We start from the raw sequence: 18,549 nt of genomic DNA on the forward strand, positions 1-18,549 counted from the left end.
CGGCCGGCGGCGGTTCAGACCGGATCAATGGATGGTCGTACGCTGGTGGTGCCGGTGACGTGGCTGGTGTCGCCCATCATGGCCACCAGCGGCGCATTGCCGGTGTCGACGTTGCTGAGGCTGAGGGTCGAGGTGCGCGAATCGGCCCGGAACACGTCGTACTTGGTGTCCTTGAAGGTGGAATCGGCCATCGTGACGTGGGCGGTGATCGGATGGCCGCCGTTGGTCACCATAACCTGGCCGACATCCTCCGTGTACATGCCCTTGAGCGTGACGTCGGCGTCGCCGTTGGTCTGGATGACCTTGTCGTGCGCGTGGTAGAACGAGGAATTGTCGATCTCCACCTTCGCCGGGCGCTGCGGAATGGTCGCCAGATCGATGCCGGCCAGCTGGGCGTCATAGGCGGTGGTGCCGCCGCCGTCGATGGTGATGGCGTCCTCGCCGACGTCGCGGTTGGTGACGTGGTCGAGCTTGGCGTCGCCCAGCAGGTGGATGCCGTCGGCGCCCGAATACTGCAGGTTCTTCACCTCGCCGCCCGGGGCGACGATGATGACCGGCTTCTGGAACTCGCTGACGCCGCCATCGCCCAGTGCCGAGGTTGGACGGAAATACTGGCCATGGCCGTCGAACACTTCGCCGGCATGCACCACGATGGTCTTGCTGACGTCGACGACGCCGGTCGGCTCCTCCATTGCCTTGCCCTCCATGGGTTTGCTCACCGCGGTGCTGCCGCTGGACTGAAGGATTGCGACCGGGCTTGCTGCGGGAGCCGGCGCATGGCCGACCGCTGCCAGCGTCAGCGCGGCGGGCGCCGCGACCGCCGCGGCCACGCTCAGATGCGACGCGTGTTCCACCGGCTGCACCGCTGCCGGCGGCAGCGCCATATGCATCGCCGGATGCGCCACATGGCTGTCTTGCGGCACATGGAGGTGGTGATGCTGCGCGTCGGCATGGTGATGTTTGTGATGCTTGTGATGATGGTGGTGGTGATGCTGCTGGTGATGATGGGTATCGGCGGTCGACGCTTTGGACGCGCGCAGCAGCTTGGGCAACAGGCTCTCCGTCGAGTGCATCGCCACGCGCACGCGCTCGGCATGGCTGCCGGCCTGCTGCTTGCAGCTGTCCATCCCGCCTTCATGCATCTGCACCGCCATCACATTTTTAAGTGCCAGTTTGCTACTCATGGAATTTCCTCCTGTGAATGACTGATCTATGGGCGTTCCAGCCGGCGCGGGCTGCCATCCCAAGCCTGCCACTATACGGCCGGCGTGCCGCCGCGCAGGCGGCGCGAGCGAAGGGGCACGGCGGCCAACGAAGCAAGCGGCCGCGCCGGACGTTCGGCAGGCACATCAGGTTTTCGCTTCATGGATGATTCGCCCGCGGCATTGGCGTAGGCTGGCCCGGCGACGGTTTTATTTCAACGTCGCCGTATATTTTCACGAGGGACAACATGTTCAAGAATTTTAGATTGGGATCGTCCAGCCATAGCACCCCCGCATGGGATCCTCTGGAAAACCATCGGCAGGCGGCGACGAACGGGCGGCGCGCCGACACGGTCCGGGCGCATGAACATTTCACCAGCGCCGAATTGGGCATACGCCAGCTGCCCAGGGCGCCCAAGCGGATTCGGGTGGACGCGCAAACTTTCGAACATCTGGAGCTCGCCCAAACGGTGAACCTGGTGGTGAAGGATGCCTTCGTCGCCGGAGCCGGGAACCAACGTCTGGATATCCTGGCGAGCGGTGGCGAAAGCTGGGCGCGCCGCGAGTTGGCGACCACCAAATTCCCGCGCGGGAATACCGAAAGCCAGTTGCAGCGCGTCCAGTATGCGCAGGGCGGGCACTGTTCCACCCATGCTGCCTTGTCCGCCGCCATGCTGGCCCAGCATGCCTTGAAAGCGCCGGTGGTGCAAATCTGGGAGAATGAGATGGACCACGTGTATGCGTTGATCGGCGATCCCAGGGATCCTGTGTACGGGGAGAAGAATACCGTCGTGGTCGATCCGTGGGTCGGCGCGCCCAGCGCGTGCACGCTTGCTGAAGCCCGGCTGCACGACGCCGGATCGGGCGAGGTCACCAAATTCAGGCCGGAGCGCGGCCTGCGGACGGGGGTATACAATCCGGGTCAACCGATGCCCGCGCAACAGGTCAATATCGCACGCAACATCTACCGCATGGACACCGAACAGGTCGACAAACGACTGGCCAAGATCAACAAGACGCTGCGCAAAGACGGCGTTGGCATCGGCGCCGGCTTGGTCGACCATATCCGACGCGGGCAGGACGCCGGCACGCTGTTCGACTGCCGGGTCAGCACCGACCCCAGAACCGAGTATGAAAATCGGTCGACAGGCCAGGTCAAGACCTTCGACGCGCTATCGCCCCAGACCGCTGATCGGCTGCGCCGCGGCGACGCCGCCATGAACGCGATCATGCGAACGGAAGGCCGATGGCGGAAATGACAGCGCTCGATAACGCCGGCACGGTCTCTATGGCTACTGCGCATCACCTTAGTTAGCCTCCCTTTGCTCAGCAACGTGGCCGGCCGTTTTCGATGGGGCAGAATCTCGATGCAAGCCGGGTTCTCGCAGCCTCATCCTATGCCCCTTCCAGGGAAATCCCCCTCATTTAATTCAAGTACCAGGAACGATATATGGCAAGCAATAATGACTTATTGAATTCGCTCGACGAAATGGCAAGACTGGAGAAGGCAATCTGGAAGTCCTTTAAAAAGGCTGAGAATGAATCTTTCATCAACCCTTGGAATTTTCGAAAGCAGATCGAAGTCCGGAGGAGTCTTCCTGGAACAACTCCGTGGTTTTGGAAAAATTATCCATTCTGGCCAATTTTGGCGCTAATCTGTGCATTTATTATCATCTTCGTAAACCCAACAACAATTTCCTATGGGACGTTATCCTACATTCCGTACATGGTGTTTATTCTTTTGGGAGTTGTATCTCGTGATAAATTTATAAAAGCCTACAGTCAGCTCCAACTCAAACAGAAGAATTTTACCGATCATGCATTTGGTATCGATAATTTGTCTCTACGCATCTTTGACACGCTAAATTTTCATAAAAAATCTGGCGAAAAGCTTACTAAGAACGACATAGCAAGTTTGATAAAAATTGTGAAGGCATCACAGGACTACCAAAGCATGAGTTTTGGTTACTATGATTACCTTAGGAAGACTATTATTGGTTTGGTCGTCTCGTCTCCAGTGACAGGGTCATATTTTTTATACACACACTGGAAGGAGCTTCCTAAATATTTGGTAAAACTTGACGATTACGTATCATTGCATCACTTGTTCAGCCCAGGGCCAATTATTATGTCATTGATATTGTTATTTGCTGTGCTAGGGCTTATATATACATTGGTCTTTCATGAGCCAAAGATTGATATGCAGAAAAAACGATATCTTTTGATTTTGAATATTCTTCATGAATCCTGGCGCTAGCAGTATCCATGCCGCCCGGGGCAAGTAAATTTGTTAGCAAGCAATATTCTATTGAAAGTATCCATGCCATATTCATTACAGGACAAGCTGGTTGTTGGAGTTGCCTCAAGTGCGCTCTTTGATCTCAGTGAGTCGGATAAAGTTTTTCGCAGTCACGGAGAAGCCGCATATCGGAAATATCAAGAGGAGCATCTGAACGATCCGCTGCCTGTTGGGGTGTCCTATTCTTTCATCAAGCGCTTACTGTCGTTGAATGATCTGTCTGTTGACGGAGAACCTCTAATTGAGGTTATGCTGCTTTCTCGGAATGACCCGGATACCGGCCTACGTGTAATGAACACCATCAAGCATTATGGGCTGGGGATCACTAGGGCAATTTTTCAAGCAGGAAAGTCACCGTATGAATACATCCGCCCGTTGAATATTTCTTTGTTCCTCTCTGGAAATAAAAGCGATGTGCTGGAGGCGATTGCGTCAGGACTGCCGGCCGGCTTTGTCATAGATTCCATGAAGATTGATGATGAGAAAGATCAAACCTTAAGAATTGCATTTGACTTTGATGGGGTCTTGGCAGATGACACTTCAGAGCGTGTGATGCAGAGCTCAGATCTTGAGCATTTTCACGCACATGAAACTGCTAATGTAATGGAACCGCATGGAGGTGGGCCATTAAAGGAGTTCTTGCTCCGTGTCTCTAAAATTCAAATGGCTGAGGAAGAAAAAAAACAAACAGACCCGACGTATAAAAATAGGCTGCGTGTGTCCATCGTTACTGCGCGCAATGCACCGTCTCATGAGCGCGCCTTGAATACGCTGAAAAATTGGGGGGTAATGGTCAACGACGCATTTTTCCTTGGGGGCATTGCGAAGGGGACGATACTTGAGGTCTTACGACCTCATATTTTCTTCGATGATCAAGCCGGTCATCTAGCCTCCACGAGTCCAGTCGCTCCGTCGGTTCATATTCCATTCGGTATCACTAACACAGGTATGTGATCTGAGATGGCTCATCCGCTCTCATGCAGGGTTTTGTCGTCCTCGACGGGCTTGGAGTTGCGGCCTGTGCGCTTTGGGGGGCGAAGTGTGCTGGGCCATGCCGGACATTTGCGCACCTTGAGATTCGGCAGATTGCTTCTCCGCTGACTTAAGACTTGACACAGGTGGGATTAAATCTTCGTTCTACAACGCTAACCACCGTTGCTGGCGCCGTGGCCGTCCTGATCAAGTTGCGAGTAGTGCTGGACTTCAACGTCTGCTAGCTAGATGGAGCTTTAGTATTAATTGAACGTTCCGGCACGCTCCTTTGGCCCCAAACTTTCGGCTAACTGTGGAGCTTCGCGGATGAAAGAGATTAAGCGCAAAGTCCTAAGGTACTGAGTCACCGGTCCTTTGCCGGCGGGCTAATTCTGGTGATGCCCAGCTACGGCGGCGGCTCCAGCACCGCCTTGATCTCGGCATCGAGCTGCCCGGCCTGCTCGCGGTGCACCAGGTTTTCGATCACCTGGGCCTGCTGTTCGCGGGTCAGGGCCACGCCCATGTCGCGCTCGGCGGCGTCAATCGCGGCGCCCAGTCCAAGCTCCCGGTCCAGCGACAGCTCGGGCATCTTGCGCAGCGCCTGCGCCGCCATCCGCTGCGGCGTCACGTCGCCATCCGGCGCCGCCAGCGGCGTCTGCGGCGCCAGTACCGCGTTGGCCGCCGCCGCGAAGCCGCCCACGCAATTCTGCTCGCTGTTGAGCGTGTACACGGGCGCATGCTCGAAAGCGCGCAGCGCGCTCGCCTGCTGGGGGCTCAGGTGGGGACCGTTCAAGCGCGTCATCGGCAAATGCCGCGACGACGACGAGCGCGCCAGCCGCGCTGCCATGCGCGGCGGATCGGCATCGAACGGCCTGGCCTGTTTGGGATAGACCTGGGTACCGAAATCGTAGGGCGTGCCGGGCGGGTGTTGCAGCGCGCCGCGCACCCGCCGCGGCGCGGCGTCGGCGCCGGCCTTGCCCGTGGCGCCATGGCCATAGGCCGGCGCCAGTCCGTGTTCGGTCCGCTCGCGCGCGGTGGTGACGATCTGGATGTGGCCCGGCGTCACGCCGCGCCCCTCCTCTCCGTGCAAGGTGGTGGGCTCGACGTCGACGTGATAGCGGCGCCGCGGTATCAGGTTGGCCAGCAACGCCGGGATGCTGCGCTTGGGCGAGGACGGCGGCCGGCGCGGCGAACCGGGCGAGCCCGGCAGATCGTCCAGCGCCGCGGCGGCATCGGCGATCGACGCGGCCGCGGTATCCCTCAGTTTTTTCAGCATGAAGCAGTCTCCTGTTGGAAGTCGATGACCGGCGACCGCGCATGCCGGTATCGTGACGCGGCGCTACGCCGCCGGCGCCCTGGCCTGCTGCGCCTGGATCTTGGGCAACAGCTTGAACCAGATCACCACGGCGGCGCTATAGGCCGCCACCGTCGCCACCGTGTTGGCCGCCACCCGCACCGCGTCGCTGTCGGGGGCGATGGCGCGGGCGCCGGCCATGGCCGCCGGCTGGACCAGCGCGTTGACCACGGTGGCAGCCAGGATGCCGGTGGCGCGTTGCCCCACCTGCGAACCGGCGTGCAATGCCAGCCCGACGCCGGTGCGGCCGCCGGTAAAGCCATTCCAGCCGGCCCGCAAGCTGTTGACCAGCAGGTCGATCCGGCGGGGATTGCCGCCATCGCCGGCCGCGCCGCCGGCGTGCGGATTGCGCACCGTGAACAACGGCAGGTCGTACTCCTCGCCGCCGGCCGTCACCCGCACCGTGGTGTGGGCCTTCAGCGCGGCCAGCGCCACGCCGGTGGCCGCTCCCGCCGCGCCCGAACCCGCCGTGCCCAGCGCGACCCGGGTCAACAACGCCGGCGCCTTGAACTGGCTGGTCGGCGTAGTCAGCGCGGCGCGCAGCGCGTGCGCCGAGTCGAAGGACAGTACGCCGGCGCCGATGGCGCGCACGCTGTCCAGCGTATAGCGGTCCTGCAGCTGGGCCACGGCGGCGCGCTGGCCCTGGACTTCGGCCAGTTCGGCCTGGTACCGGGATTCCGGCTTGACCTCGCCCGCCGTCCCGTCCACATACGGCGAGGGATCGGGGTACAGCTGTTCCGGCGGCACTTTCTGAAACACCCGCGTGCCGCCGGCCAGCGCCTGGGCCGCGCCGCTCAATCCTGGCGCGACCAGCGCCTGGCCGACCACGCTGCTGATCCCGCCCGCCAGCGCACCGGCGGCCGTGCCGGCGAATGAACGCGCCATCGCCGTCTTCAACGACACCGGCGGCGCCGGCGTCGGCGTGTGCAGGCCGGTCAGATGGTCGCCGGCCATCCCGGTCATGGCGGCGATGGCGCCCTGTTCGCCGCCGGTGCGGCCGGCGCCGAACGTGGTGGAGGTGTTGGCCCCGATGCCGAGCGCCTCCAGCGCGCCGGCGCTGACGGCGCCCAGGCGGTCGCTGTAGCCGCGCAGTTGCTGGTGGCCATCGAGCTGGATGGCGCGTACCCCGGCGCGGGCGGCGGCCTGCTCCGGCGTGACCGGCGCCCTCGCCCGCGACGAACTGGCGTGGCGGGACAGGGCGGACAGGCTGGCGCTGTCGGAACGGCGCGGCGGACTGACGCCGCCGCTCCCCGGCGCCGCGCCCGAGCGGATGTTGGCGACCATGCTGCGCCACGAACCGAAGCGGCTGGAGCGGCCCGTCACGCCGGCGGCGCCCGAACCCGCCTCGGACGCGTCCGAGCGCATGGACGAACCCAGCAGCGAGCGGCTGATCGAGCGCGGTGGACTGCCGATCTCCGGCGCGGACTCGGGCAAGATGTCGATCACGGCGGCGTCCGGGCGCGGCGCCTGGGTCAGGCCGGCCAACTGCGGCGGGCGCTGGCGGCGCGGCGCCGACGGCGCGGCGGGCTCGCCGCCCACGGCCGCCATCGGAACGGCCGCGTCCGGCGGCGCGGCGTGGCTGCCGCTGATCTTCGTCATGGCGCTCCCCGCTGCCGCAAGGGCGCCGCCAGCTGCGCCAGCCCTTCGCCGGCGGCCGCGGCCACCGCCGCGATCTGCTGCAGCTTGCGCGCCAGTTGAGCGCCGTCGGTCGCGGCCAGCCGGGCCGGATGCATCACCATCAGTTCGCTCTCGGCGGTGAGGCCGAAGGCGCAGCCGGCCGCCAGCAAGTTGGGCAGGTTGGCTTGCAGCAGCCGCAGCATGGCGCCGGATGTCAGTCCCGGCGCCGCCTGCACGGTGGCAGCCACCACCAGGTCATACTCGGTCTCGCCGTCTTCAGGCAGCGCCACCACCGTCACGATCTGTCCGTCGATATCCACGGCGCCGCTGGTTGCCACCTGGGCGGCCGTCTGGTCGTCTAGGCCCAGGCACAAGGCGGCCTGCCGCAGCAGGGGCGGCAGCGCCCCCGCCGATGTCGCGGTATGGTTCATCATGCCTCCAATCTACCTGGGCGCAGCACCGCAGGATTCTTCATTTCCGCGTCGATCTTCGCCAGATAGCTGGCGCCGGACGCATTGCCCGGGTCGGCGTTGCCGGAGACGTAGTAGGACAGGCCCTGCCGCAGGCCGCCATGGTCGGCGACACGCTGGGCCAGATTGGACGCGGCCATGCGCAATTGCACGGTCACGCTGTGCTCGTACTGGCCGGTGGTGACGATCTGGCTGCCCACGCGGGTGTTGCCGGGGCCGCCATCGGACCATGCGCGGCCATCCAGGTATTTCCTGGAAATCTGTCCCAGGCCGATCGAGGTATTATTGTCGGAGGCGCGGTCCAGATCGCCTTCCTGGTGCATGGCCTTCTGGTAACCCTGCGTGAAGGCGCCCGATTCCACCTGCAGCTGCGCGCGAAACGCGCCGGGATCCAGTCCATATTCCCTGGCGGTGGCGTCCGCCGCCCGGCCGAAGTCGCCCTCCGTCTTGATCTGCGCGTCCCGCGCCGGTTCATCGCCACGGATGACGGGCAGGAACCGGGGTTGAGTCCGGGTGGCGGCCTCGCTCACGCTGGACGCCCCGGGAACGGCGGCCGCGCCGGCCGCGGGGGGCGCGGCCGCCTTGATCGATGGCGATGACGACGTATCCTGCTTGCAGCGGGCCGCCATGTTCTGGAAGTGCCGCTCCAGCTGATGCGCTATCCCGGGCGCCGGCGCCGCGCCTGGCGCGCTCGCGGATGCGTCAAGCGCATCATGGGCCGCGCGGGTCTTGTGCGCCGTGGCGTGATGATGGTGGCCATGGTGGTGATGGCCATGATGATGGTGCGGTGGTCCCGAAACCTTGTGATCTGACATGATGCGCCTTGCGGTAACGTTATTGAAGAAGTGAACTGCGCGCGACCTAACGCACGCCCAATTTTTTCAGCATCGAGGCAACGCCGCCTGGCTGCGCCACCCGGCTGGGTTGCTTCGGGTCGTAGCCGCTCTTTTTCAGCGCATCCTTCATCAACGCCGACATCGGCCGCTTGTCGCCGCTCAGTTTGGCGGTGACGGCGGCGGCGACGAACGGCCTGCGGCTTTCAAACTGGCTGGTCGAGTCGCCCGGCCTGGTCTCGGCATAGGAAACAGCGCCATTCAAGGGCTCCATGCCCGGCGGCGCCGCCGGGCGATCCGGCATCGGCAAGCCATGCGCGATCTGGTCGGCCAGCAGCTGCGCATCTTTCACCTTGACGGCGTTCTTCGCTCCCAGATAGACCACGGCGTCGTCGACGCGGCGGCCGATCTGGCCGAAATTGGGCAGTTTGAATTCCTTGATATCGACATGCTTGCTGGTGGCCTCATGTATCCTGCCGATATACGAGGGCGCGCTGGCCGCCGTGAAATTGACCGTCAGGCGGCCGGCCGGGCCCTGCAGGTTGGATGGAGGCGCGCCGGTTTCCAGGTATTCCGAGCGCTGCCCCACGTACTGGAAATCGCGCGCGGATTTGCGCTGCTGCCCCTGCCGCGGCGCGGTCTTGGGATACTTCTGGAACACCCGCTCCGGCCGGTCCGTCGTCATCGCCCCGGTCACCGAGAGGCCCGATTTTCGGACCATGGCGCTGTTGCCAAGCTCGGTCAAGGTATGGAATGCCTTGACCAGATTGCTGGTGCGCAGGTCGCCGGTGCTCCGTCCCGACGCATTGCTGGCCGGCTTGGCATAGGTCTGCCTGGTCAGTTCGGGACTGCGCCAATGCTTGTACAGATGCTTGGACGCCTGTCCCAAGTACTGCTTCGCCATCGCCGGATCCGGGTGGCTGCTGACCACGCGCTCGGTGCGCCTGGCCCATTGCTCCATCGACGTCCGCGCATAGTCCTTGGCGGCCGGCGCCCCGGCTTGCGCCAGGCCGGCCTGCACTTCCGCGATCTCGCGCCGCAGCGCCACCGTGACGTCGGTGTAGCCGTGGGCGCTGTCGCCGCGTTTGCGCGGGATCAGCGTGGCCGCGGTGGTCGGCTCGTGGGGCAAGGTGACGCCTTGCAGCGGCTGGAGCGCCGCGCGCCCGCGCTGCAACTGGGCGGCGCTCGGCAACGCCCGCCTCGCGGTTTCCCGGCCGATGTTGTCGCCAGCCTGCTCCAGCGCGTTGCCGGGCCGTTCGCGCCCCGCCGTTTGCCGGGTCAGGCGTGGTCCGCCGCCGGCCGCCGGCGGGCGGGCCAGGCCGGATAAGGGGCCGGTCAGCTGTTTGGCCGGCGTCGACAGACGCGGACGCTCCTGCGGTATGTCCCGGTGCGGCTCGCTTGGGTGGGAGGGCGAGGCTGGCATGTGGAAGCGGATTTTGTGCATGTTGACGTCTCGTTGGAGAGAGTGCCCAGTGTAGGTAAGCGGGAGGCCCGCGCGGCGGCGCAATACGCTGCGATGTCGCGCGGAACGAAATCCGGCGGGTTCAGGCCGGCCGGTCCGCCACCAAAACGCTGAGCTGGCGGGCGTGGCTCATCTCGGTGCTGCGCTGGGCGCCGGCAAAGAAGGACGCGCCCACCGTGCGCTGGGTCGAGTTGCTTTCCAGCGTGTACAGGAAGCGGCAGTCCCAGCTGGAGTCGGCCTGCAGCAGCGCCGCCTTCTTTTGCTGCAACGCGGCCAGCTGCGCGCTGTCGCCGGCATGGCCGCCCGCGCCCAATTCCTCGATGGCGTCGTCGCAGTGGTTGAGCGCCGCCGCCGCCGGGTGGGTCAGCCACTGGCGTTCGGCGAACAGCTGCTTGCCCGACACCGCGTCCAGCTTGGCCTGGGTCAGGTATTCGTCCAGCTTGGCCGCCGCCGCCTCGGGCGCGCCGCCCAGCGCGGCGATCCACTGCGGCCGCCGGCTGTCGACGTAGTGGACGAATTTTTTCGCGCTGAGAAATTCGGTATCGCGGAAGGTCAGGTCCGGGTCGAGCCGGCCGGCCTCGGAGGTCAGGCGCAGCGTGACGCCGGCCTGGGTCTGCAGCATGGTGCAGGCCTTGCCCACCAGCGGCGCATTGGGCAGCACCTCGGACTTGATATGGCCGGTTTCGCCGCTGAAATTGCCTTGCGGCGGCAGCCCCGCCACCAGCGAGGCCGACGCCGCCACGGCGCTGCCGCTGTTGTGGTTGATCTGCTCCAGCGTCTGCTTGCCGCCGGTCTCGTGGCGCTGCGTCCGCGCCCGCCACACCTTGGTCGCGCCGGCGCCGGCCAGCGGCCCGACCTTGTAATGGTCGAGGATGGCGCGCGCCCCGCCCGAGATGCCGACGCCGCTCCACACGGTGCTGGCGCGGGCGGTGTCGAGCCAGTTGATCGACAGGTCGGCGTCCTTGTAAAATTTGTCGGCCAACTCGGCCCACATGGTTTGCGGACTGGCGCCGGCCTGGCCCGGCCGCGCCGTGTCGAGCACGTCGATCAGCTTGGCGCGCCAGGTTTCCATGCCGTTCGTCTCGGCCGGGCCCGGCGTCTTGAAGCGCATGCGCGTCATCACGCCGCGCGGGGCCGCGCTGTCGTGGGCATACACCAGCGCCTGCACCGAGCCGGCCAGCATCAGCGATTCATGCCAGACCAGGCCGCCAATGGCGCTGGCGCCGACGTGGCTGGCGTGGCGCCGGTCGGAGCCGATGAACAGGCTGCCCGAGCTGGCCGAGGAGCCGACGTTGACGATGGCGTGCCGGCCGTGCAAATACTTCACTTCCGGCGCCACCATCGCCACCGGCACGCCCAGCTTGCCGACCGCCGCCGCCAGCGACGCGGCCAGGTTGCCGTTGATGCCGAACACGCCGCCGTCGGACAGGCGCACATCGTAGGTGCGGCGCACCTGTTCGACCACGCCCTTCAGTCCGCTCATCAGGCTGTCCGCCGTGCGCGGCGCTGCCGCCGCCGGCTCGAATTTCTTCATTTTGGCGATCGCCTCGGCATGGCCGGCGGGACGCAGCTCCGGCGCCAGCCGGGCCACCCAGTCGCCCAGCGTGGCGGCGCTCAGCGGCGCCTTGCGCATCGCCTGGTAGGTGGCGCTGGCGCGCACGGCGGCCGGCGTCATGCCCAGCTGGGCGGCCGCCTGCTTGACCATCTGGCGCCGCATGCCGCGATCGACGCGGGAGCCCGGCTGCCAGCCGTCCTGGGCGATCGCCTGGTGCCAGCACTGCAGCGCGGCGCCCCGCAGCGCGTGGCCGAGCGCGTCGGCGCCGGCGTCGGACGACTGCGCCAGGGCCTGGAAGTGCTGCGCCATATCGGGGATCGCATGCAGTTCGCGCAAGTCGTCGTCGGGATGGCGCAGCTCGGCGCCGCCGGTGCCGAAGGCCAGCGCCGACAGCGGCGATTTGCGGAAGCCGAAGGCGTTCGCCAGCCAGCTGGACGGCGTGCTGGCGCTGGCGCGCTGGGCATAGGTGCCCAGCTTGAACATGCGCGCCTGGGTGCGCGCCAGATCGGAGTGCGGGCCGGCCTCGGTGTAGCCGTTGCGCCACGCCAGATAAGCCTGGCGCTGCGCCGGCGGCGGCGTGGCGCCGGCGTCGGCGCGCAACGTCGCGGCGCACAGCAGGGCGTTGGCCGCCAGCGCCACCGAAGGCGGCGTGCCGGGCGCGGCCGCCAGTTGCGCCGCCCGGCCGACCACGTCGGCCAACGATTGCGGCGCCGGCGTCTGCGCCGGCCAGTGCGCGATCAGCTGGTTGGCCGCGCGCAGGCTGTGGAGCACGGCGTCGGCGCCGATCTCCGCCGCCACCGGCTCGGCCGCCCCGGCCGCCGGCGCCAGCGCCATCAGGGTCGCCAGGCCGCGCGGCGTGCGCGCCAGTTCGCGCGCCGCGTGGAAGGCATCGCCGCTGGTGGCCGCGCCGGCGCCGCCCGCCCGCAGCGTCGTCAGCGCCGCGGCGGCGCGCTGCGGATCGCCGCCGCTGACGGCCGCCAGCACCCGTCCCAATTGCAGCGGCCGCACGTAGCGCAATTCCGTGCTGCCGGCGTCCGGCAATGCGCACTCGACAAGCAGCCGATGCGCCAGGTCGGCCGCGTCGGCGCGCAGGAACATCGCGTCCAGGTGGTCGGTATGTGGCTGCGCCGCGGCGAACATGGCGCAGATGGCCTGGTGCGCCTCGGCGGGCTGGGCCAGCAGCGTGCAGGCGGTCGCGGCGCGGCTTGGCTTGCCGGCGAACATGACTGCGGTGCCGGCAACCTTGCCGCGGATTTCCTGCGCGGTCGCGGCGTTCGCCTTGGGCCGGTGCAGATTGGCCGGGGTGACGGTCGCCTTGGCGCGCGCCGTGGTTGGCGCGAGTTCGGCGATCGAACCGAAGGGGCCGATGGTCAAGGCGCCTTCCCGCACCGCCAGCTTGCGGCGCAGCTTGTTCCAGATGCCGCCCATCTCGCGCGTGGGCGCCGCCGGCGCTGCCTGCGGATTGGGCGCCGGGACGCCGCGGTTGGACAGGCTGGATGCGCTGAAACGGTCCGAACCGAACACGGCGGCATCGGAACGCCAGGAGGCGCCGAGCAGCGCACCGCTGGGCGAGTGCAGGGGGCTGATGCCGCCCCAGATCTCGACGCCGCCGTCGGACGGCGTGCCCGGCGCCGGCGCGCGGCCCAGTCCTTCCAGTTGCGGCGACCGGCTGCGGCGTGGCACGGCGCCCGACGCCGGTGGCGCCGCGGACGTGGACGGCGGCTGGGCCGCAGTCGATGGCGCGAGGAGGTCTGCCGCGCCGCTGATTTTGGTGATAGCCATATCTATGCAGTCCTTCACTCTTGGTAACGACACGCAAACGACGCGTTGTACGCGCCTCTGCTTATCAGTGTCCGACCAGCGCCACGGCCCCGCCGGCAAAAAAACGCAGCCAGCGCTCGCCGACCGAAGCATTGCCGCGCGCACCGTTGGCAGCAGCGGCGCATGCCACTAGCATGGACTCACAATTGCGGCCCGCGTACGGCCGCCGCCGCGCCGTCCGCCGGGACGGCATGGCGCTTCGTTTCCGCGCCGCTTGCTTCGCCTGCTGGCCGGGGTGCCTCGGATGGTTTCCTACACTGGACTTCAGCGCAGCACACCATCCCACTATTGTTTAACCTTAGGAGCACTTCATGAAGACACGTATCTCGGGCCCATCGCAGCACGCCGTATCGGACCTGGCGCCACAGGAGGCGGCGCAGCAGGCCCCTGCCCGCCCGGCGGCTTCGCGCACCCGCAGCGCCACCAGCGCCCATGCCGAACTGGGCAATGTGTCCAAGCGCCAGAAGACCGGCGGCGCCAGCGGCAGCCAGCTGCGCGCCGCCCTGCCGGGCGCCACCGCGTCCCGCCCGGCCACGGCCCACAAGCCTGCCGGCCCGGCCACCAGCGCGATCGACAAACTGATGGCCAGCTACGACATGCGCAACCTGTCGAAGTTCTTCCAGCCCGGCGGCGTCGAACGCTCGGCCGAGGCGCTGCTGCAGCCGCATATCACCAAGGTCATGCTGCTGACCGGTTTCTCGGTCGACAAGGGCCTGCCGGAAACCGACGGTCCTCCGGGCACCGCCACGCTGGGCCACGCCTTGCAACAGCTGGGCAAGACCGTCACCTACGTCACCGACAGCACCAACCTGCCGCTGATGAAGGCCGCGGTCAAGGCGCTCAACCCGGACGCCGCCCAGTACACCAAGTTCGAGACCTTCGATGTGGCGCACGGCGCCGGCGCGCGCGGCCACGCCGACGCCATGCTCGACAAACACCAGCCGGACGCGGTGGTGGCGATCGAGCTGCCGGCTCGCGCCGACGACGGCGTACGCCGCAATATGCGCGGCCTGGACATCAATCCCTTCAACCCGCCGCTCGACGAGATCGTGTTGGCCGCCAACGACCGCAAGGGCATCACCACCGTCGGCGTCGGCGACGGCGGTAACGAGGCCGGCATGGCCTGGCTGGGCGAGATTCCGAAAGCCATGAACGGCCTGCAGATGGCGTCCTCGGTGCCGGTGCAGCATCCGGTCACCAGCTGGAACTCCAACCTGGGCGGCCTGGCCATCGCCGCCGACCTGGCGGGCAAGACCGGCAAGCTGGAGATTCTCCCCAGCCACGCCCAGCAGGCCGACCTGATCCACGCCACGCTGAACGCCGGCGCGGTCGACGGCGTCACCCGTGGCAAAGTGGCCGGCGAAGCCGTGGTCAGCGCCGCCGGCGTGACCAACCGCACCGGCGTCGACGGCTTCGAGCCGGAAGTCCACCAGGCCATGCTGTCGATGTTGAAGAACATCGTACAGAGCGTCTACGCCGGCCAGGTGCCGCGCGGCATCGTCGCCACCAGCACCCCGCACGACGGCCGCCCGTTCCTGATCGGCGCCTTCGATTCCAGCAACGGCGGCCTGGTGGCGGCCAAGAACCTGGCCGGTTTCATCCAGATGCGTTCGCCGCACACGGCGCGCTTCGTGGTGGTCACCGACCACGGCAACGCGCCTTACGGCACCAAGACCCCGGACCAGCTGGTCACGCTGGTCGGCCACGGCCTGCAAACCACCCAGCACATCGGCGTCGACATCATCGCCATGGCCTGCAACACCGCCTGCACCGCCTTCCCGGCGGCCAAGGCTGGTCTGAAGACGCCGGTGCTGGACCTGATCGACGTCACCTCCAGCAAGATCGTCGAGCTGGGCGGCGCCAAGCCTGCCATGTTCTCGACCCCGGCCACGGCCCGCGACACGCGCTACCCCGGCGAAGTCAAGGCCAAGTCGAACGGCGCCCTCCAGCTGACGCCGATCGGCGCGGAAAAATGGGCGCCGCTGATCAACAATCTGGACCACGCCAGCGACAAGCCGGAAGTCAAGACGGCGGTCCGGGAGGCGGTGCACGAGTACGTCAACCAGGTGCCGCACGACGCCACCTCGGTGTGGCTGTGCTGCACCCACTACCCGGCCCTCAAGCCGCAGATCGAAGACGCCATGCGCGAGACCGGCCGCGGCCACATCCCGGTGGTCGACCCGATGGAGCACCAGGCCATGGCCATCATCGGCATGCTCAACGAGAAAGGCCCGGCCATCGACCGCTCCAGCCGCCGCCGCGACCTGGCGCCGGTGGTGGTGACCACCGGCTTCACCGTCGGCAACGTCGACCACCAGGTGCCGAAGTCGGCCAAGGGCATGCTGGGCCTGGACAAGGCGCCGCAAGTGATCTACACCAAGTTCGGCCGGGACTTCAAAATGAGCGTGGCGCAGAAACAAGTTAGCGAACAACTGTTCGAGCAGACCGCGGCCGCGCCGCGCCGTAGCGAGCGCCTGCAAAGCGCCGCCCACGCCTGATCGTTCATCCAGCCTTACCAGCCGCCGCCCGGGCCCGACCCGGGCGGCGGCGCCAGCATTTTCATTCATACTTTTGGGAGAGCATTATGAACACCGCTGCAAGCATCGCCATCCAAGCCAAACCCGCCATCAAGACGCCGGCCAAGCCGCCCGCCTCCGCCTTCCGTCCGGGCTCGCCGCAGGCCGGCCACTACGCCCGCGTGATCCGGGAGTTGAGCAAGGTGGTCGGCTTCGAGGCCGCCGACGAAATCCTGCTGGGCGCGCGCCTGCGCATCGACGACTACCTGATCGCCTTCATCTACGACGACGAGTTCAATCCGAATGAGCTGGCGGTCTACGTCGACATGGGCAAGCCGGGCGGCGGCGACCTGGCGCTGGCCTACGGTGTTATGCTGAAGATTAACTTCGAACTGGACGCCGGCTCGCGCGGCGTCATCAGCATGCACCCCGACACCGGCCACCTGTTCTACTCCTTCCGCTATCCGCTCAACGCCCAGGCCTCCGGCCAGAGCCTGCTCGACACCCTGATCCGCTTCATCGGCGATTTCGCGCTCGACGCCGAAGCCGTCGCCGGCTGATCCCCACCCCGCCCCACCCCGCACCGAGGGCGCCCACGGCGCCGCTTCGGCTGCCGAGCGTCCAGTTCGTTTTTGCCGGCGGCCCCGACCGCTCCTTGCCGTATTGTCAAGGGGTGCGAAGCGGGCACGGCATTCCCCATGTCCGCCGCACTGCAAGACGCCTGACGTACGCCCAAGCCTGTCGCGGAGCGCGCCCTCCGGTCATGGTCAGCAATCAGTCGCCATCCGCCACTTATTTTTCGAGGTGATTTATGAATATTGCGATTAGCACGACCACACCCGCGTGGCCGGCCGGGCAGCGCACCGCCCGGTACGCGCTCTGCCGCCTGAAAGGACTATCATGAGCTTTCTCAGCCATCTGAAACACGCTTTCCACAAAGTGGGCCACGCCCTCGAACACGCCGCCAAGGACGTGGCGCACGGCATCGGCGCGGTCGCCAAGGACGTCGGCCATGCCGCCGACGCGGCGCTGCACGCCGCCAACGATCTGGCCCACCTGCGCCTGCGGGCGGCGTTGAACGATACCGCGCAGGTGGCGACCTGCCTGGGCAAGGCCGCCATCGACGCGCAGAAGGCGGTGGTCGACGCCGCCGCCGACGCCACCGCCGACATGCACATCTCCAAGGCCTTCGACAAAATGGCACACGGCGTCAAGGACATCGAAAACAAGGCGAGCGCCTCCGGCGTGAAACTGGTCGACGAGGCCAGCCACACCCTCGCCAACGCCGCCGCCAATGCCGCCACCAGCACGCTGCGCATCACCAAGGACGTGGCCACCGGCCATCTGCATGACGCCGGCAAGGAGCTGACCCATGTGGCCGACAACCTCGCCGAGACGGCCAGCCAGTTGGGGCACGAAGCGGCCGAAGCGGGCACCGCCGTGGTGCAGACCGCCATGGGCTTGCAGAAAATCGCGGTCAACGCCACCGCCGATGTGGTCGTCAGCATGCACATCTCCAAATCGGTCGACCACGCGGCGGAGCACGCCGCCAAGTTTGTCGGCAAGGCGGAAGACGCGGTGGTCAAGATAACCGACCAGGTCGGCAAGGGCGTGGCCGGGGATCTGGAAGGCACGCTCAAGGGGACCATCGGCGTGGGCAAGGATCTCGCCAACGGCCATGCCGGCAAGGCGCTCAGCGACGGCCTGCAAACCGCCGGCCAGGCCGTTGCGCTGGCCGGCGACCTGACCGGCGAGGGCCTGATCGCCAACGCCGCTGTCGCCACCATGCAGGTTGCGCACGTCGGCGGCAAGGTGGTGCAGGAAGTGGTGGGCGGCGTCATCGGCGGCCCGAAAGACCTGATGAAACGCGCGGCGGAAACCGGCGCCGGCGTGGCGGCCGGCGCCGCGCTGGACAAGTTCGGTTCGGTGGCGGCGACTCCGGCCGGCAGCGCCGCCCTGATCGGCGGCGCCGTGGCGGCGGACGTCATCGTGAGCCGGCGCGGCCAGCGTGGCGACGGCGCGGAACACACGTCGCCGGCCGCCGGCGGCAGGGACCGGTCGCTTGAGCAACCGCAGGCGTCCGAGTTCCACATCAGCGGCAAATCCGGCAGCAGCGATACCACCGTGCCGCTGACGCACGAGCAGGAGGCCGAACGCAAGAAAGACGGCAAGGCGGATAAGGCCGCCGATGCCGCCGGTGGCGCCGCCGGCGGTGTGGCCGGGGCGGTGAGCACGGCCGGGGCATCGGTCGAAGCCGCCGCCACCATCGCGGCGGCCAGTGCATCGGCCGCCCTCACCATCATGACGCAGAACGCGCTGGCGCAAATCCAGAACGAGACCGCGCTGAACCAGGCCCTGAACTCGGTGATCGAGGAACTCGGCAAAGGCGCCAAAGCACTGGCGCAGTAAACATCCGCAACTTGCCGCAGGTCGCCCGACCTGCGGCGC

13 protein-coding genes are annotated in these 18,549 nt (G+C 66.5%); 6 read left to right on the top strand and 7 right to left on the bottom strand.

The annotated features are described in order from the left end of the window. Window positions 1-14: 14 nt before the first annotated feature. Window positions 15-1,184 (bottom strand): pectate lyase, encoded by a 1,170-nt coding sequence (locus D0T21_RS27880; protein ID WP_116993239.1) that lies wholly within the window; start codon window positions 1,182-1,184, stop codon window positions 15-17. Window positions 1,185-1,450: 266 nt separating this feature from the next. Here D0T21_RS27880 and D0T21_RS27885 point away from each other — a divergent pair, with 266 nt between their 5' ends. From D0T21_RS27885 to D0T21_RS27890, 3 genes are all read left to right on the top strand, one after another. After that, on the top strand, window positions 1,451-2,461 hold the full coding sequence (locus tag D0T21_RS27885; RefSeq protein ID WP_147328187.1) for a hypothetical protein: 1,011 nt from the start codon (window positions 1,451-1,453) through the stop codon (window positions 2,459-2,461). A 191-nt stretch (window positions 2,462-2,652) separates the two neighbouring features. After that, window positions 2,653-3,459 (top strand): hypothetical protein, encoded by an 807-nt coding sequence (locus D0T21_RS31880; RefSeq protein ID WP_147328188.1) that lies wholly within the window; start codon window positions 2,653-2,655, stop codon window positions 3,457-3,459. 63 nt (window positions 3,460-3,522) lie between these two features. Beyond that, entirely contained in the window at window positions 3,523-4,455 is a 933-nt protein-coding gene (locus D0T21_RS27890; protein ID WP_116993241.1) for a 5'-nucleotidase, read from the top strand. A gap of 424 nt (window positions 4,456-4,879) precedes the next feature. Here D0T21_RS27890 and D0T21_RS27895 read toward each other — a convergent pair whose 3' ends face one another. The 6 genes from D0T21_RS27895 to D0T21_RS27920 form a co-directional block, all read right to left on the bottom strand. Beyond that, complete coding sequence (locus tag D0T21_RS27895; RefSeq protein ID WP_116993242.1) at window positions 4,880-5,749, bottom strand: hypothetical protein; 870 nt, start codon at window positions 5,747-5,749, stop codon at window positions 4,880-4,882. A gap of 63 nt (window positions 5,750-5,812) precedes the next feature. Then, window positions 5,813-7,426 (bottom strand): hypothetical protein, encoded by a 1,614-nt coding sequence (locus D0T21_RS27900; protein ID WP_116993243.1) that lies wholly within the window; start codon window positions 7,424-7,426, stop codon window positions 5,813-5,815. Further along, window positions 7,423-7,878: a CesT family type III secretion system chaperone gene (locus D0T21_RS27905; protein WP_116993244.1), complete on the bottom strand. Its 456-nt coding sequence runs from the start codon at window positions 7,876-7,878 to the stop codon at window positions 7,423-7,425. Before D0T21_RS27905 ends, D0T21_RS27900 begins: the two co-directional genes overlap by 4 nt. After that, a complete protein-coding gene (locus D0T21_RS27910) occupies window positions 7,875-8,729 on the bottom strand; it encodes an FmdB family transcriptional regulator (RefSeq protein WP_147328189.1) in 855 nt (284 codons plus the stop codon). The genes D0T21_RS27905 and D0T21_RS27910 overlap by 4 nt, the downstream gene beginning before the upstream one ends. A gap of 46 nt (window positions 8,730-8,775) precedes the next feature. Continuing rightward, window positions 8,776-10,191, bottom strand: a complete 1,416-nt coding sequence (locus D0T21_RS27915) for a T3SS effector HopA1 family protein (RefSeq protein ID WP_116993246.1) — start codon at window positions 10,189-10,191, stop codon at window positions 8,776-8,778. 100 nt (window positions 10,192-10,291) lie between these two features. After that, window positions 10,292-13,546 (bottom strand): hypothetical protein, encoded by a 3,255-nt coding sequence (locus D0T21_RS27920; RefSeq protein WP_116993247.1) that lies wholly within the window; start codon window positions 13,544-13,546, stop codon window positions 10,292-10,294. 350 nt (window positions 13,547-13,896) lie between these two features. Here D0T21_RS27920 and D0T21_RS27925 point away from each other — a divergent pair, with 350 nt between their 5' ends. From D0T21_RS27925 to D0T21_RS27935, 3 genes are all read left to right on the top strand, one after another. Then, on the top strand, window positions 13,897-16,083 hold the full coding sequence (locus D0T21_RS27925) for a glutamate cyclase domain-containing protein (RefSeq protein ID WP_116993248.1): 2,187 nt from the start codon (window positions 13,897-13,899) through the stop codon (window positions 16,081-16,083). An 86-nt stretch (window positions 16,084-16,169) separates the two neighbouring features. Further along, entirely contained in the window at window positions 16,170-16,661 is a 492-nt protein-coding gene (locus tag D0T21_RS27930) for a hypothetical protein (protein ID WP_116993249.1), read from the top strand. Between the two features lie 340 nt (window positions 16,662-17,001). After that, the gene (locus D0T21_RS27935; RefSeq protein ID WP_116993250.1) at window positions 17,002-18,510 is read left to right on the top strand and encodes a hypothetical protein; all 1,509 of its coding nucleotides are present in this window, start codon (window positions 17,002-17,004) and stop codon (window positions 18,508-18,510) included. Window positions 18,511-18,549: the final 39 nt, after the last annotated feature.

Origin of the sequence: Duganella sp. BJB476 (assembly GCF_003416895.1) — a bacterium.
In the GTDB taxonomy this organism is placed as follows: Bacteria; Pseudomonadota; Gammaproteobacteria; order Burkholderiales; family Burkholderiaceae_D; genus Rugamonas.

Bases quoted from the DNA above. Each gene is read 5' to 3' on its own strand.
- D0T21_RS27905 (WP_116993244.1), bottom strand. From the start codon at position 7,878: ATGATGAACCATACCGCGACATCGGCGGGGGCGCTGCCGCCCCTGCTG.
- D0T21_RS27925 (WP_116993248.1), top strand. From the start codon at position 13,897: ATGAAGACACGTATCTCGGGCCCATCGCAGCACGCCGTATCGGACCTG.
- D0T21_RS27880 (WP_116993239.1), bottom strand. From the start codon at position 1,184: ATGAGTAGCAAACTGGCACTTAAAAATGTGATGGCGGTGCAGATGCAT.
- D0T21_RS27900 (WP_116993243.1), bottom strand. From the start codon at position 7,426: ATGACGAAGATCAGCGGCAGCCACGCCGCGCCGCCGGACGCGGCCGTT.
- D0T21_RS27890 (WP_116993241.1), top strand. From the start codon at position 3,523: ATGCCATATTCATTACAGGACAAGCTGGTTGTTGGAGTTGCCTCAAGT.
- D0T21_RS27885 (WP_147328187.1), top strand. From the start codon at position 1,451: ATGTTCAAGAATTTTAGATTGGGATCGTCCAGCCATAGCACCCCCGCA.
- D0T21_RS27895 (WP_116993242.1), bottom strand. From the start codon at position 5,749: ATGCTGAAAAAACTGAGGGATACCGCGGCCGCGTCGATCGCCGATGCC.
- D0T21_RS27930 (WP_116993249.1), top strand. From the start codon at position 16,170: ATGAACACCGCTGCAAGCATCGCCATCCAAGCCAAACCCGCCATCAAG.
- D0T21_RS31880 (WP_147328188.1), top strand. From the start codon at position 2,653: ATGGCAAGCAATAATGACTTATTGAATTCGCTCGACGAAATGGCAAGA.
- D0T21_RS27915 (WP_116993246.1), bottom strand. From the start codon at position 10,191: ATGCACAAAATCCGCTTCCACATGCCAGCCTCGCCCTCCCACCCAAGC.
- D0T21_RS27920 (WP_116993247.1), bottom strand. From the start codon at position 13,546: ATGGCTATCACCAAAATCAGCGGCGCGGCAGACCTCCTCGCGCCATCG.
- D0T21_RS27910 (WP_147328189.1), bottom strand. From the start codon at position 8,729: ATGTCAGATCACAAGGTTTCGGGACCACCGCACCATCATCATGGCCAT.
- D0T21_RS27935 (WP_116993250.1), top strand. From the start codon at position 17,002: ATGAGCTTTCTCAGCCATCTGAAACACGCTTTCCACAAAGTGGGCCAC.